The sequence below is a fragment of the Streptomyces lavendofoliae genome (genome assembly GCF_014649735.1).
Classification (GTDB): Bacteria; Actinomycetota; Actinomycetes; order Streptomycetales; family Streptomycetaceae; genus Streptomyces; species Streptomyces lavendofoliae.
Genome location: NZ_BMTP01000003.1, coordinates 488554 through 501524, shown reverse-complemented (window position 1 = coordinate 501524; position 12971 = coordinate 488554). Strand labels below are relative to the sequence as shown.

14 protein-coding genes are annotated in these 12971 nt (G+C 74.6%); 7 read left to right on the top strand and 7 right to left on the bottom strand.

What is annotated here, in order from left to right; translation table 11 throughout:
* Nucleotides 1-3: 3 nt before the first annotated feature.
* Genes IE109_RS07925 through IE109_RS07905 form a run of 5 tightly spaced genes read right to left on the bottom strand, consistent with a single transcriptional unit; the run spans nucleotide 4 to nucleotide 6625 of the window.
* Nucleotides 4-801: a polysaccharide deacetylase family protein gene (locus IE109_RS07925; RefSeq protein WP_189550015.1), complete on the bottom strand. Its 798-nt coding sequence runs from the start codon at nucleotides 799-801 to the stop codon at nucleotides 4-6.
* Entirely contained in the window at nucleotides 798-2630 is a 1833-nt protein-coding gene (locus IE109_RS07920) for a lipid II flippase MurJ (RefSeq protein ID WP_229890732.1), read from the bottom strand. Before IE109_RS07920 ends, IE109_RS07925 begins: the two co-directional genes overlap by 4 nt.
* Entirely contained in the window at nucleotides 2623-4056 is a 1434-nt protein-coding gene (locus IE109_RS07915) for an O-antigen ligase family protein (protein WP_189550133.1), read from the bottom strand. The genes IE109_RS07920 and IE109_RS07915 overlap by 8 nt, the downstream gene beginning before the upstream one ends.
* On the bottom strand, nucleotides 4056-5468 hold the full coding sequence (locus IE109_RS07910) for an exopolysaccharide biosynthesis polyprenyl glycosylphosphotransferase (RefSeq protein ID WP_189550014.1): 1413 nt from the start codon (nucleotides 5466-5468) through the stop codon (nucleotides 4056-4058). The genes IE109_RS07915 and IE109_RS07910 overlap by 1 nt, the downstream gene beginning before the upstream one ends.
* Entirely contained in the window at nucleotides 5465-6625 is a 1161-nt protein-coding gene (locus tag IE109_RS07905) for a glycosyltransferase (RefSeq protein ID WP_229890730.1), read from the bottom strand. Before IE109_RS07905 ends, IE109_RS07910 begins: the two co-directional genes overlap by 4 nt.
* Nucleotides 6626-7045: 420 nt before the next feature.
* Here IE109_RS07905 and IE109_RS07900 point away from each other — a divergent pair, with 420 nt between their 5' ends.
* From IE109_RS07900 to IE109_RS07880, 5 genes are all read left to right on the top strand, one after another.
* Nucleotides 7046-7285 carry a chaplin gene (locus tag IE109_RS07900; protein WP_189550013.1) on the top strand — a complete coding sequence of 80 codons (240 nt, stop codon included), beginning with the start codon at nucleotides 7046-7048 and terminating at the stop codon, nucleotides 7283-7285.
* 266 nt (nucleotides 7286-7551) lie between these two features.
* Nucleotides 7552-8325, top strand: a complete 774-nt coding sequence (locus IE109_RS07895) for a hypothetical protein (protein WP_189550012.1) — start codon at nucleotides 7552-7554, stop codon at nucleotides 8323-8325.
* 308 nt (nucleotides 8326-8633) lie between these two features.
* On the top strand, nucleotides 8634-8915 hold the full coding sequence (locus tag IE109_RS07890) for a hypothetical protein (RefSeq protein WP_189550011.1): 282 nt from the start codon (nucleotides 8634-8636) through the stop codon (nucleotides 8913-8915).
* Nucleotides 8916-9169: 254 nt separating this feature from the next.
* A complete protein-coding gene (locus IE109_RS07885) occupies nucleotides 9170-9670 on the top strand; it encodes a hypothetical protein (protein ID WP_229890728.1) in 501 nt (166 codons plus the stop codon).
* Nucleotides 9671-9845: 175 nt separating this feature from the next.
* Entirely contained in the window at nucleotides 9846-10127 is a 282-nt protein-coding gene (locus tag IE109_RS07880; RefSeq protein WP_189550009.1) for a chaplin, read from the top strand.
* A 77-nt stretch (nucleotides 10128-10204) separates the two neighbouring features.
* Here the strand turns inward: IE109_RS07880 and IE109_RS07875 are convergent, their stop codons facing one another.
* Together IE109_RS07875 and IE109_RS07870 are read right to left on the bottom strand one after the other, a co-directional pair.
* Nucleotides 10205-11071, bottom strand: coding sequence for a tyrosinase family protein (locus tag IE109_RS07875; RefSeq protein WP_189550008.1), 867 nt, complete (start codon nucleotides 11069-11071; stop codon nucleotides 10205-10207).
* On the bottom strand, nucleotides 11055-11447 hold the full coding sequence (locus tag IE109_RS07870) for a tyrosinase family oxidase copper chaperone (protein ID WP_189550007.1): 393 nt from the start codon (nucleotides 11445-11447) through the stop codon (nucleotides 11055-11057). The genes IE109_RS07875 and IE109_RS07870 overlap by 17 nt, the downstream gene beginning before the upstream one ends.
* A 177-nt stretch (nucleotides 11448-11624) precedes the next feature.
* Between IE109_RS07870 and IE109_RS07865 the strand changes: the two genes are divergently transcribed.
* Nucleotides 11625-12137: a DUF5949 family protein gene (locus tag IE109_RS07865; RefSeq protein WP_189550006.1), complete on the top strand. Its 513-nt coding sequence runs from the start codon at nucleotides 11625-11627 to the stop codon at nucleotides 12135-12137.
* Between the two features lie 126 nt (nucleotides 12138-12263).
* Nucleotides 12264-12905 carry a vitamin K epoxide reductase family protein gene (locus IE109_RS07860; protein WP_373297655.1) on the top strand — a complete coding sequence of 214 codons (642 nt, stop codon included), beginning with the start codon at nucleotides 12264-12266 and terminating at the stop codon, nucleotides 12903-12905.
* Nucleotides 12906-12971 lie beyond the last annotated feature (66 nt).

Below are 12971 nucleotides of genomic sequence, written 5' to 3'. Positions count from 1 at the left end.
CGGTCATGACACGGGCACCGGGGCGAGCGGCACCGGGGCGCGCCGTACCGCGTGCAGCCGGCGCTTGGCGTGCAGCCGCCAGGCGGTGTCGCGCTGCCCGATGTGCACCCGGGGCAGGGCGTGGACGCTGTTGAGGGGGCCCGGGTCGATGGCGGCGGCGTACGCGTACCCCGCCTCGCGCACGGCGCGCATTGCGCGCTCGTCGACGTGGCCGTAGGGGTAGCAGAACCCCTCGGGGGCCGTCCCGGTGAGGTCGCGGAGCCGCTCGCGGCTGCCGGCCGTCTCCTCGCGCAGGACGTGCTCGGGCGCGCCGGGCAGGGGGACGTGCAGCAGCCCGTGCGAGCCGACCTCCATGCCGGCGGCGGCGCAGCGGCGCACGCCGTCCTCGGTGAGCAGCGGCTTCCGGGGGCCGAGCGCGTCCCACGCGTTGTCGCCGCCGAGCCGTCCGGGGAGGACGAAGACGGTGGCCGTGCACTCGTGGCGGCGCAGGACGGGGACGGCGTTGTCGAGGAAGTCGGCGTACCCGTCGTCGAAGGTGAGGCCGACCAGCCCGCGCGTGTCGCCGTGGCGGGCGGCGTACAGCAGCAGTTGCCGCAGTCCGACCCCCCGCAGGCCGTGGTCGCGCAGCCAGCGCAGTTGCTCGTCGAGCCGGGAGGGGGAGACGGTCACGTGGTACGGGTCGTCGTCCGTGGTGTCGTCGACCGAGTGGTACATCGCCACCCACAGGGGGATGCGCGGTGCGCGGGGTCGGTGCGGCGGGTACGGCTGGTGCGGCGGGTACGGCTGGTGCGGCTGGTTCATGAGCGGGCCTTCGCGAGCCGGCGGAACGGATGGACTGAGCGGACGAGGGAGGGGACCACCGGGGCGCGCAGGGCGCAGGCGGTGGCGGTGAACGCGGCCGTGACGGCGGCGAACGCGAGCGGCACCGCCAGCGGCGGGGGGCCGGCCGCGCACCACCGGCCGGCGGCGGTGGCGACGGCCGCCGCCGCGGTGAGCCGGGCCAGCCCGGCGGTGAGGCGCCGCGCGTCGAGCGGGACGCTCTGCCGCCGCACGCCGAGCAGGAGCAGGGCGGCGGTGAGGGTGATGCCGAGCGCGTTGGCGGCGGCGATCCCGCGGACGCCCCACGGGCTGGCCCACGCCCAGCCGGCGACGGCGGTCAGGGCGATGCCGCCGAGCATGGCGACGGCCGGGTACCACAGGGGCCGGGCGGCGGAGAAGTAGCAGCGGACGAGGGCGCCGACGAGCGTCTGGCCGAGCAGCCCGAGGGCGTACACCCGCATGACGGCGGCCGTGGCGGCGGTGTCGGTGGCGTCGAAGGCGCCCCGCTGGAAGAGGAGCCCGACGATCTGCGGCGCTGCCGCCACCACGGTCGCGGCGCCGACGAGGACGATCACGCCCGCGAGCAGCAGGTCGCGTTCGGCGCGCCGGCGCGCCGTGCCGGTGTCCCCTGCCGCGAGCGCCCGGGCGACGACCGGGAAGCTCACGGTGCACAGCATGAGGGAGAGCACCATCGGCAGCTGGGCGACCTTCTGCGCGTAGTTCAGGTGCGAGATCGCCCCGGCGGGCAGCGGCGCGGCGAGGAACCGCTCGACCAGGACCTGCGACTGGCGGCTCACCGCGAACACGATCACCGGCGCGAGGACGGCCAGCACCGGCCGGAGCGCCGCCCGGGGCTGCCGGGGTGCGGCCGGTTCGCCCGGGGCGCCCGGCACGCCGTGCCGCTGCACCCCCGGCGCACGGAGCCGGTGCCACAGGACGGGGGCCTGGACCAGCACCATCAGCGCGCCGCCCGCCGCGACCCCGGCCGCCGCCGCGCGGACGCCCCACGTGCCGGGGTCGAGCAGGACGACGGCCGTGATGATGCCGGTGTTGTACGCGAGGTAGATCGCGGCCGGGGCGAGGTACCGGCCGTGGGCCCGGAGCGCCGCGCTGCAGTAGCCGGCGAGCGCGAAGGAGAGCAGGCAGGTCGCGGTGAGCCGGGTGCAGTCGACGGCCAGCTGCCGCTCCGGCAGCCCGGGCGCCAGCAGCGGGACGACCAGCGGCGCGGCGAGCACCAGCAGCCCGGCCGCCGCGCCCATGACGAGGGCCGCCCTCGGCAGGGTGGCCCGGACGAGCGCGTGCACCGGGTCGTGGCCGCCCGCCGGGGCGCCGGCCCGCCGGGCGAGGGCGGCGGCGAACGCGGGTACGAGGACCAGGGCCATGCCGTCCTCGATCAGCAGCGTGGCCGCGAACTCGGGGACGGTCCAGGCGACGAGGAAGGCGTCCGTACCGGTGCCCGCACCGAACGTGCGGGCGAGCAGCTGGTCGCGGACCAGCCCGAGCAGGGCACCCATCGCGGTCAGCGCGGCCGTGAGCGCGGCCGCCCGCGCGAGGAGGCGGCCGGACGGCGCCCGTGCCGCGTCGTCGCCCCCCGGCGCGGGCCGCGCGGCCACCGCGACGCACGACGCGTCGGCGCCCCTCACGGCACCGGTGGCGCCGGGGGCGGTGGTGCCGGGAGCCGCGCCGGGCCGGGGGGCGCCGGGAGCCGCGCCGGGCCTGGGGGTTCCGGGAGCGGTGGTGTCCGGCACGGCGCCCCGGCCGGTACCCGTGGTGAGCGGACCTGCGACCGGCGCCGGACGGGGGTCAGCCATGCCGGACCCCCGCGGCGGCGGGGCCCGGGGCCGGGGCGCTCCGGCGGGGCGGCACCGGGTGGGTACCGGTCCGGACGCCGGTGCCCGGGCCACCGGACGGGTCGCCCGACCGGTCTCCCGGCGGGCCGCCCCCGGGGGCGACGGGCCGCGCGGCGCCGGCCGGCCGGTGCGGGGCGAAGGACCACCAGGCGGCCAGGCCCAGCACCAGGGCGGTGAGGACCGTCGCGGGGCCGCCGATGTCCGCGTACGCGAAGTCGACGAGCTGCCACACCAGCAGGCCCACGGCGACCAGCCCGCACGCCGGGACCGCCCCGGCCCGGCGGGCGTCCACCAGGCGCCGCAGCGCGCACCCCAGCAGGGCGAGCCAGCTGCCCGCGACCGTCAGCAGGCCCAGCAGGCCCTGTTCACCCAGCACCAGCAAGTACATGTTGTGCGGGGACAGCAGGGGCTGCCGCTGGAAGCCCCGGCCGGCCCCCGCCGTGTCGCTGCCCGACGACAGGGCCAGCGAGGCGTGCGCGTCCCGGTACGCGGGGAAGCCCTTGAGCCCGACGCCCGTGAGGGGCTCGGCGCGCCACATCCCGGCCGCCGCAGCCCACATGGTGTACCGGTCGGTGACCGACCGGTCGGGGGCGGCCGTGACCCGGGAGATGCTGGCCACCCGTTCCTGCACCATCTGCGAGCCGACGCCCAGCCCCGCCACCAGCACCACGCCGAGCGCGCCCGCAGCGAGGCCCACCCGCACGGCCCGCCGTACCCCGCACAGCGTCAGCAGCAGCGCGCAGGCCGCCAGCGTCGCGATCCAGGCGCCCCGGCTGAACGACACCACCAGCGGTACGAGCAGCAGCGCGCCGCAGACCAGCGCCCACGTCCGGGGGCGGCGCCCCGGCTCGCCGAGCGCGATCCCGGCGGCGGCGACGATCCCGTACGCGACGACCGTCGCCATCCCCATCACGTCGGTCGGCCCGAACGTCCCCACCGCCCGGACGTCCTCCCCCATGTACGACGCGCCGGTGCCGGTCAGGTACTGCGCGACCCCCACGGCGCCCTGCGTCAGGGCCAGCCCGATCACCGCCCAGGCCACCACGGCGAAGTCCCGCCGGTCGCGCACCAGCAGCACCACGGCCGCCGGCACGAGGACGAAGACCTGGAGGTAGCGCGCCACGCCCGGCAGGCTCGCCGCCGGGTCGTGGGACGCGACGGCCGCGGTGCAGATGCCCAGCACCGGCAGGCCCAGCACGACGGCCGCCGTCCGCGACAGCGGACGCGCCCGGTCCCGTACCACCCGCACGGCACAGCAGACGACCAGCACGGCGGACGCGGCGTCCGCCACCGTGCCGGTGCCCGGGGAACCGGCCGGCGGCGGTACGGCGAGCAGCGCGACGACGGACAGCAGCGGCACCAGCGGCGCCCAGGCGCGTACCGGCATCAGCTGCCCGCCGGCCGGATCAGCGAGGCGGCCGTGCGCAGCAGGATGCACACGTCCTGCCACAGCGACCAGTGGTCGATGTAGTGGTTGTCGAAGCGGCACCGGTCCTCGATGGAGGTGTCCCCGCGCAGGCCGTGGACCTGCGCCAGCCCGGTCAGCCCGACCGGCATCCGGTGCCGGGCCGCGTACCCGGGGTGCAGCCGGCTGAACTTGTCGACGAAGTAGGGGCGCTCCGGGCGGGGCCCGACCAGGCTCATGTCGCCGCGCAGCACGTTCCACAGCTGCGGCAGCTCGTCGAGCGACGTCCGGCGCAGGAACGTCCCGACGACGCTCATCCGCTCGTCGTGGGCGACGCTCCACCGGGTGGCCGCCTCCTCGTCGTCGGCGGGGCGCAGCGTGCGGAACTTCAGCAGGGTGAACAGCCGGCCGTCCTGTCCGACGCGCTCCTGGCGGAAGACCACGCCCGGCCCGTCCGACAGCCGGATGGCGGTGGCGCACAGCAGCAGCAGCGGGGAGAGGAGGGCCAGCATCAGCCCGGCGACCGTGACGTCGAGCAGCCGCTTGGACAGCGGGCCGCGGTCGGCCGGCGGGGCTTCGAGGCGCCGGCAGGCGTGCCCCCACAGGTGCTGGCTCATCGGCGTGGGGGGTGTGCCGCCGCCGTCGCCCTCCCCCACCAGCCAGCCGGCGCATCCGTAGTGACGCAGCAGCGCGACGAGGTCGGCCTGGGCGGAGCCGGCGAACACCGCGTCGCGGACGCTGTTCTGGATGACGGCCCGGTGGATCTCCTCGGGGCCGGTCAGCACCGGAAGCGAGGACTCGGCGGGGTTGGACGGCCGCTGGGTGGCGACGATGCCGACCGGCCGGATGCCGTACTCGGGGTGCCCGGCCAGCGTGCCGGCGAGCCGCTGCGCGGCGGGCGCGGAGCCGACGACGAGCGCGGAGCGGGGGTGCGCGCGGGCGGCGGCGCGCCGCCGGTGGTGCAGCACGGCACGGCACCCGGCGACGACGGCCAGGTGGGCGGCGTACACGGCGGCCAGGGTCGCCGGGCCGACGGCGCGCTGCGGGGACTGCGCGGCGAGCAGCGCGGCGGCCGCGCACCACGCCACCGCCGCGCGCCCCGCGAGGGCGGGCAGTTCATCGAGTACGGAGGCCACGGCGCCGGGACGGTAGAGGCCGGCGTACGCGTTGAGCGCCACCAGGAACGCGGTGAGCTGCATCAGCAGGCCGGCGCCGCGCTGTTCGGGGTCGAGCAGGAGCGCGGCGAGCAGGACGGCGGCGCAGTCGGTGGCGACCAGGGACGCGACGAAGGGCGGCGGGGGCACCGGGCGGCGCGGCGGCAGGGCCGGCCGGTCCGCCCTCCCCCGGGGCGGGACGACGGTCGGGGTGGCCGGGCTGGTGCTTTCCGTGGTCACTGGGAGATCGGCTCCCTGAGCTCGTGGCGGGGTGCGGCGGTCACCTCGCGGTACACGTCCGCGAGGGCCTCGTTCGCGCGCCGCACGTCGAAGCGCCGCAGTACGTGCTGCTGGGCCTGGCGGCCCAGGGCCTCGCGGAGTACGGGCCGCCGCAGGAGCGCCGCGAGGGCCCCGGCGAGGGCGGCCGGGTCGTGGGGCCGGACCAGGCAGTGCGTCTCATGGCCCGGTGGCAGGCTCTCGCGGGCGCCGTCCACGTCGGTGAGGAGGACGGGCCGGCCGGCCGCCATCGCCTCCAGCGGGGCGAGGGCCATCCCCTCCCAGCGGGACGGCTGGACGACCAGGTCGGCGGCCCGGTACCAGGGCGCCGTGTCGGTGACGGCGCCGGCGAACGCGATCGTCCGGTCCGCCCGGCCCCACCGGGCGGCGGTGGCGCGCAGGTCCTCGGCCCCGGGACCGTCGCCGACCAGGACGAGCCGGGCCTCCGGTACGCGGTCGAGAACGGCGGGCCAGGACTCCAGGAGCGTGTCCTGCCCCTTCTGGCGGCACAGCCGCCCCACGCACACCACGAGCGGTGGCGTGGCGGGGAGTCCCAGCGCGGCGCGGGCGGCGGCTCTGCCCGGTCCGGCGGTGAACCGGCGGGCGTCCACACCGTTGTGGATGACGGACCAGGGCGCGCGCACCCCGGCGTGTTCGCCCCGGCGCCGTTCGGCCTCGCTGACGCAGACGACCCGGTCGGTCCAGCGGGCGGCCCAGCGCTCCCAGCGCCGGGCGAGCGCGCCGGTCACCCCGTCGACCGCCTCGAACGACCAGGCGTGCGGCTGGTACACGGTGGGGACCCGGCCGCGTACCGCGATGCGGGCGGCCAGCCCGGCCTTCGCGCTGTGCGCGTGCACCAGGTCGGGGCGTACGAGGTCGACCAGCGCGGCGACCCGGCGGCTCTCGGCGACCAGCCGCGGGCCGGGCTCGCGGCCGGCCCGCCACGGGTGCACCTCGGCGCCCCGCGCGCGGGCCGCCACCGCCAGCGGCGTACCGGGCGGGCAGGCGACGGCGACCCGCATGCCGGCGTCCAACTGCGCTCCGACCACGTCGGTGACCACGCGGGCCACCCCGCCGTCACCGGGCTGGACAACATGCAATGCGGTGAGTGGGGAACGCACGCGTGACCCTTTCTACGAAGCTTTCCACGAAGCGGGCGGCAGGAGGGTTCGGCGGAGTCGGCGGGGTCGTCGGGCTCGGCGCTTTCCGGCGCGCGGGCGAATGTCAGCGGCGCGCGCTATCCGGGCGTTCCCACACTGAAAGAACCTCTTGAATTCCCCATACCGGTTCTCCGCTTTGACGAGTGAGGACCGCGTCCAGCGAGATGTACGTTATAACTCAACAAACAGGTCCAGAAGCATACGAAACGCCCCCGGAACAACTTCCTTGTCCGACCTCCGCGTTGACGGTGGGGCGTGTCGCGCGCGGGCGGCCGGGGGCGCGTCACCCGTTCGGTCCCGCAACCGGCGAAATGCTGGGGCGTTGTTGGTGTAGCCGACCACGTCGGCCGCAGTGCCTCACCGACCTAGGAGTTCGTCACCATGTCCCGTATCGCGAAGGCAGCCGTCCTGACCTCCGCCGTCGCCGCCTCCGTGGCCGGTGCCAGCGGCGTCGCGCACGCCGACGCCGACGCGTCCGCCGCGGCCGTGAAGTCGCCCGGCGTCCTCTCCGGCAACATCCTCCAGGTTCCGATCCACGTCCCGATCAACCTGTGCGGCAACACCATCGACATCATCGGCCTGCTGAACCCCACCTTCGGCAACGTCTGCGTCAACGACTGACGTCCCGACTCGGCAGCCGGGCGCGACGACAGTGCGCCATTCCCGCGGGAATGGCGCACTTCTGTTTCTGGGCGAGGGGCCGACCACTCCATCGGCGGCGCTCCGTCATTTCCCGGGGAGCCGGTGCCGGAGCGTATTTTCGGCAGGTCAGACGGCCCGATTCACCCATCGGGCCCAGGCACGCTTGCCGCGCATGCGTTTGCGGGTCGCAATAAGCGGACCCACGGTGATGTCACGTTCCCGACGCGTCACTGGAAGGACAAGGCATGCGTCTCCTGACACCCCGCCGTGTGGCGGTCACCGCACTCTGCGCCGCGCTCACGCTCGGTACGGCGGGACCCGCACTCGCCCACGCCACTCACCAAGCCACCGCCACGCAGCAGGCCAAGGCGCCGGAGGACTTCAGCGACATCCTCGGCTCGGTCGGCGGTGTGCTCGACGCCGTCCTCGGCACCGTGTCGGGCACGAGCACCACCCAGACGCTCCCCGCCGCCGAGACGAACCAGCAGATGAAGGACCTCACGGCCGCCATCGAGGCCCTTCGCGAGGCGATGGCCGAGGCGAACACCAAGACGAGCACCGGGACCGCCGGCACCGTCCCGGCCTCTTCGGGCACCACGGACGGCACCGGCGGCGCCTCCTGGACCGAGGTCGACGACACGACCCCGGACGCCGCGGGCACCCCGACCCCCGACATCGCCGACGCCCCGGACGCCGCCGGCTCCGCCGACGCCACCGACACGGCGGACACGAACCTGGACAAGGCCCTCGCGTCCATGGACAAGGCCATCGACGAGCTGGTCGAAGCGGCGGTGAAGGGGCAGGCCGGCACCTCGGCGTCCCAGATCCACGCGGCGACCCAGAGCCTGATGGACGCCATCATGCGGGACGTCGCCAGGATGACGGGCACGCAGGCGACGGGCACGAACACCCTCCCCGCCACCTCCGACCCCGCCACCTCGGCCCCGGCCACCACTCTCCCGGCCACCACCGCGCTCCCGGCCGCCGCGGCCCCGCGGGCGCCGGTCACCGGCCGCTAGGTCCGCCGTTCGCTCACGCCCGTCGGCCGTGCCGCCCCCGTCCCCCGGGGCAGGCACGGCCGCCGGCGTTTCCCCGTACGCCGCCCTCCGCACGCCGCTCTCCGCACGCCTCCGTACGGTGATCCGGCAATAGGACCGCTGCGTATCGTTCGAGTGCAGTGCCGAGAATTCCGGGCCCCTGGAGTTTCCCCCGGGCGGAGGGCTCGTTACAGAGGACAGAGCACCGCACAGGACGCCCTCGTCTCAAGTGGCCCGCGCGGTGCGGGAGTTGCAGCGCACCGACGCCATTTCAGGAAGGACTCACTCCAATGAAGCCCACCAAGGTTGCTGCGGTCGTCGCCGGTTCCGTGATGGCTCTGGGCATGGCCGCCCCCGCCTTCGCCGCCGACACCCTCACCCCGTCCAGCCTCAACGGAGGAGTCGAGGCCCTCGGCAAGCGCGGGCTGACCGAGGCCGTCCCGACCGACGCCGTGAGCAAGGTGACCGACGCCAAGGCCGTCGAGAAGGTGCAGGGCGCCACCGGCGGTCTGGAGTCCGCCAAGGGCACCGCGCAGCCGCTCCTGGGCGGGCTGCCCGCGCTGGGCAAGTAGGACACCGGGCACACGCTCGGCGACACACGCGCGGCGGGGTTCCCCCGCGCAGGCGACGCTGCCGGGGCCGACGGGAAACGATGACGTTTCCGTCGGCCCTTCGGCATGCGCGGCCGTCAACACCTGACAGCGACATTGCTGCAACCAGGCGAATCCTGACGCGTTTTTCGGCGCGGGGTCGTTCTTTTGGGCAGCACCGTACTCACAGCCCGGGAAGGCGTACGCAGCAAATGAACCTGAAAACTCAGGCCGGCATGGGGATTGTCGTCACGTGCCTCGCATCGGCGGCGATGGCGTCGCCCGCCGCGGCGGCCTCCACCGTACCGGTCGCACCGGTCGACGTCCCGCTGCACGGCCTCGGCACCGTCCTCCCCACGGAGACGCCGACCCTGCGTACCGGTGTCCCCATTCCGCTGCCGGGGGCTCCCATGGGGCTCACCGGACACGGCGAGGGCAAGGTCCAGCCGCTGCTCGTGCCGCAGCTCCCGTTCACGGCCGGCGTCCCGGAGACGCTGGTCAGCGCCCCGCTGCCGGACCTCGTCGGGGAGGAGCCCATGGGGCGGGCCCTGCTCGCGACCCCCGCCTCCGAGCTCCGGGCGACGACACCGGGCGCGATCCTCGGCCTCCCGATCACGCTGCCGCGCGCCGAGACGCTCGGCATGCCGGGCGCCGAGCTGCCGCAGGCCGGGCTCCTGACGCCCGGCATGACGGGGGCGCTGGACTCCACGCTCGGCCTCGACGGACCGAAGAGCTGACCTCCGCCCCTCCCCGTCATCCGTTCCCCCGCACTCCCCCGCGTCCAAAAGGGCGAACCCTGTGCCACGACCGGCCGTTGGAGTGGCGCGGCCGTTACCCGGCCCGGCGAGTGGCGTTGTAGGGGAGTGACGACCGCACGTCCGCGGTCGGATTTCCACGTACAAGGAGATTTTGATGTCTCGCATCGCAAGGTCTGCCGCCGTCATCGTCGGCACGGGCGCTGTCGTCCTGAGCGGATCCGGCGTGGCCATGGCCGGCGCCAGCGCCGACGCCGCCGCCGTCGGCTCCCCCGGTGTCATCTCCGGCAACGTGGTCCAGGTCCCGATCGACATCCCGATCAACCTGTGCGGCAACACCATCAACATCATCGGCCTGCTCAACCCCGCGTTCGGCAACGAGTGCGCCAACATCCAGCACAAGGACAAGAAGGACCACAAGGACGGCTACGGCGGCTGAGCGACCACACCGCGCGTCCACCCACGTACGGCCCCCCGGCCCACCGGCCAGGGGGCCGTTCCGTGTCCGGCGCGCCGTCAGGCGTAGCGGTAGATGCGGTGGTGGTCGGCGACCTGGGCGGGGGTGACCTCGAACGGCGGCATCGGCTCGTTCCGGGCGACGACCCGCCGGTACTGGGCGGAGCCCGGTGGGGGTGGGGTGGCGGGCAGGTAGGCGGCCTTGGGGTTCTTGCGCTGCCAGCGCGACCACACCAGGTCGATGAAGGAGTGGTGGAGCCAGAAGACGGGGTCGTTGACCGAGGCGCCGCCGAGCATCAGACCGCCCACCCATCGGTGGACCCGGTTGTGATTGCGCCAGCGGGCGTTGCCGGCGGCCCTGGTCCAGCCCTCGAGCGCGTTGCGGAAGCCGGTGCGGCTGGTGGAGTCCCAGGGGGCGGAGTCGTAGACCGTCTCGGCGGTCGCCCGGGAGAGTTCCCGCGCGGTCGGCAGGTCGATGGGGTTGGCCGGGTTGCCGAAGTCACGTGTGAGGAACAGGCTCTCGGTCACGCCGACCGTGATCGGCCAGTCGCCCCGGTCGTACGCGAACGGCCCGGTCATCACCTGATGGTCGCCGCGCCGGCCGTTGCCGCCCATGAAGTCCTCGCCCCACAGGGACGCCGCCGGGGTGTTGTCGCGGGTCCAGTCCCAGTAGGGCACGGTCACCGTGGGGTCGACGCTCCGGAGGGCCCGCTCGAACTCCAGCAGGTACTGGCGGTGCCAGGGCAGGAAGGAGGGCGCCATATGCGCCACCCGCAGGTCGTCGTCGCCGTCCGCGCTGTAGTACCGGACGTGCGTGCGGACGAAGTCGTCGTACCGACCGCTCCGCTTCAGCTCCAGGACGGCGCCGACGAACTTCCTCCGCTCGGCGGCGGTCAGGTCGCGCTGGTTCTTACGGACGTACACCATGGTGTGCTCCCAGTGCCAGTTGGGCGGAGCCCAGCTCGTCCACGGCGGCGCGGGTGGCCGCCAGGGGGGTCGCGTACGACTGGTAGTGGTCGACGGGCGTCAGGTAGCCACCGCCGGAGCGGCGCATCAGGTGCAGGGGCCTGCCGTCGACCCGTACGTCGAAGCCCTCCCCGGGGGCCGGACGGCCCTGGATGTGCCGGCCCCGGTACATCTCGTCGAACCCGCCCCCCGGCTCCGGCCCCGCTCCGGCGGGGCGCGTGGTGGCGACATGGGCGAGCGCCCCGCCGGTGAACGCGGTGACGGTCAGCGCGAACAGCGACCGCAGGACGGTCCGCCGGCGCGGGAGGAGGCGGGACAACGGCTGTGCGACGCTCATCGATCGGGCTCCCTGCTCGTCGTGGCTCCCTCCGGACAAACGAACCTGATCGCGAACCGTTCCGGAGGGCGTCCCCGCATCCATTACCCGGCAAGGTGAATCATCGCCCCTTCATATGGGCCGAACGGGTGGAAACACTCACGAACGGACCACCGGGCACCACTACCATCCGGCCCCATGACCTCATCCACCACCGCCGCGACGCCGGGCCGACAGGCCTCGCCCCTGGGCACCCTCACCGTCATCCCCTGGGCCAACGAGCCCGAGTCCGAGGCCGACGCGCCCGTGACGCCGTTCCTGATGGTGTACTCCCTCGGCGACGGCCCTGACGGCCCCGAGGCCGGCGCGGAGGCGCTGCGCGGCGAGTTGGAGAAGATCGGCCTGTCGATCGGCGACAAGGTGACGGACCTGACCCGGGAGACCCGCGTCCCGATCACGCTGCTGGTGGAGGCCGAGCAGGCCGTCCTCACCATGCCGTTCATGAAGGTGCAGTGCCCGGTGCCGCCGGAGTGGGAGAAGGCCGCCCACGGGAGCGGCAAGGCGTACCTGATCTGCTCGCTGCGCCCGTGGCCGGAGGCCGTGCACGGGAAGCCGGTCGGCGAGGAGCGGTTGCGGGACTTCCTCGCCGACGAGGAGATGGTGGCCCTCAGCGCCCACTGCCTGCTGCCCGTGCGCAGGGTGCGCACCTGACACCGCGCCCCGGAGGGAACGGGCCCCGGCGCGGGAGAGGTTGACCCGCGCCGGGGCTTCCCTCGTTCCGGTGGAAGAAAACAGGGAAAACCACGATGAAAGGGTTCCGCGTGTAGCGTCGCCGCCATGACGATGACGCGTGTGAAGGACGAGGCCGGCCTCGCCCGGAACGAGCATGCCGCGCGGCCCGCGGGGGTCGGCGCGGGCCGGGCGTTCGCCTGGATGCTGGTGGTCACGGGAGCCGTGGGGCTGCTCGCCGCGTGGGTGATCACGCTGGACAAGTTCAAACTGCTCCAGGACCCGGGCTTCACCCCCGGGTGCAGCCTGAACCCGGTGGTCTCCTGCGGCAGCATCATGAAGAGCGAGCAGGCCGCCGTCTTCGGCTTCCCCAACCCGATGCTGGGCCTGGTGACGTACGGCATGGTCGTCGCCATCGGCGCCGGCCTGCTCGCCGGCGCGCGCCACCGCCGCTGGTACTGGCTGGGGCTGAACGCCGGCACCCTCTTCGGCGTCGGCTTCTGCACCTGGCTGATGCAGCAGTCGCTGTACGAGATCAACGCCCTGTGTCTGTGGTGCTGTTCGGCCTGGATCGCGACGCTGGTCATGTTCTGGTACGTCACCGCGCACACGGTGCGCAACGGCCTGCTGCCCGCGCCGCGCGCGGTCCGCGGCTTCCTCGACGAGTTCCCCTGGGTGCCGCCCGTCCTGCACACCGGGATCATCGGGATGCTGATCCTGACCCGCTGGTGGGACTTCTGGACCGGCTGACCGCCCGCCGTCCCGCCGCCGTCCCACTCGGTCGCCGACGCCAGAAGACCCAGGTCACCGAGAGGC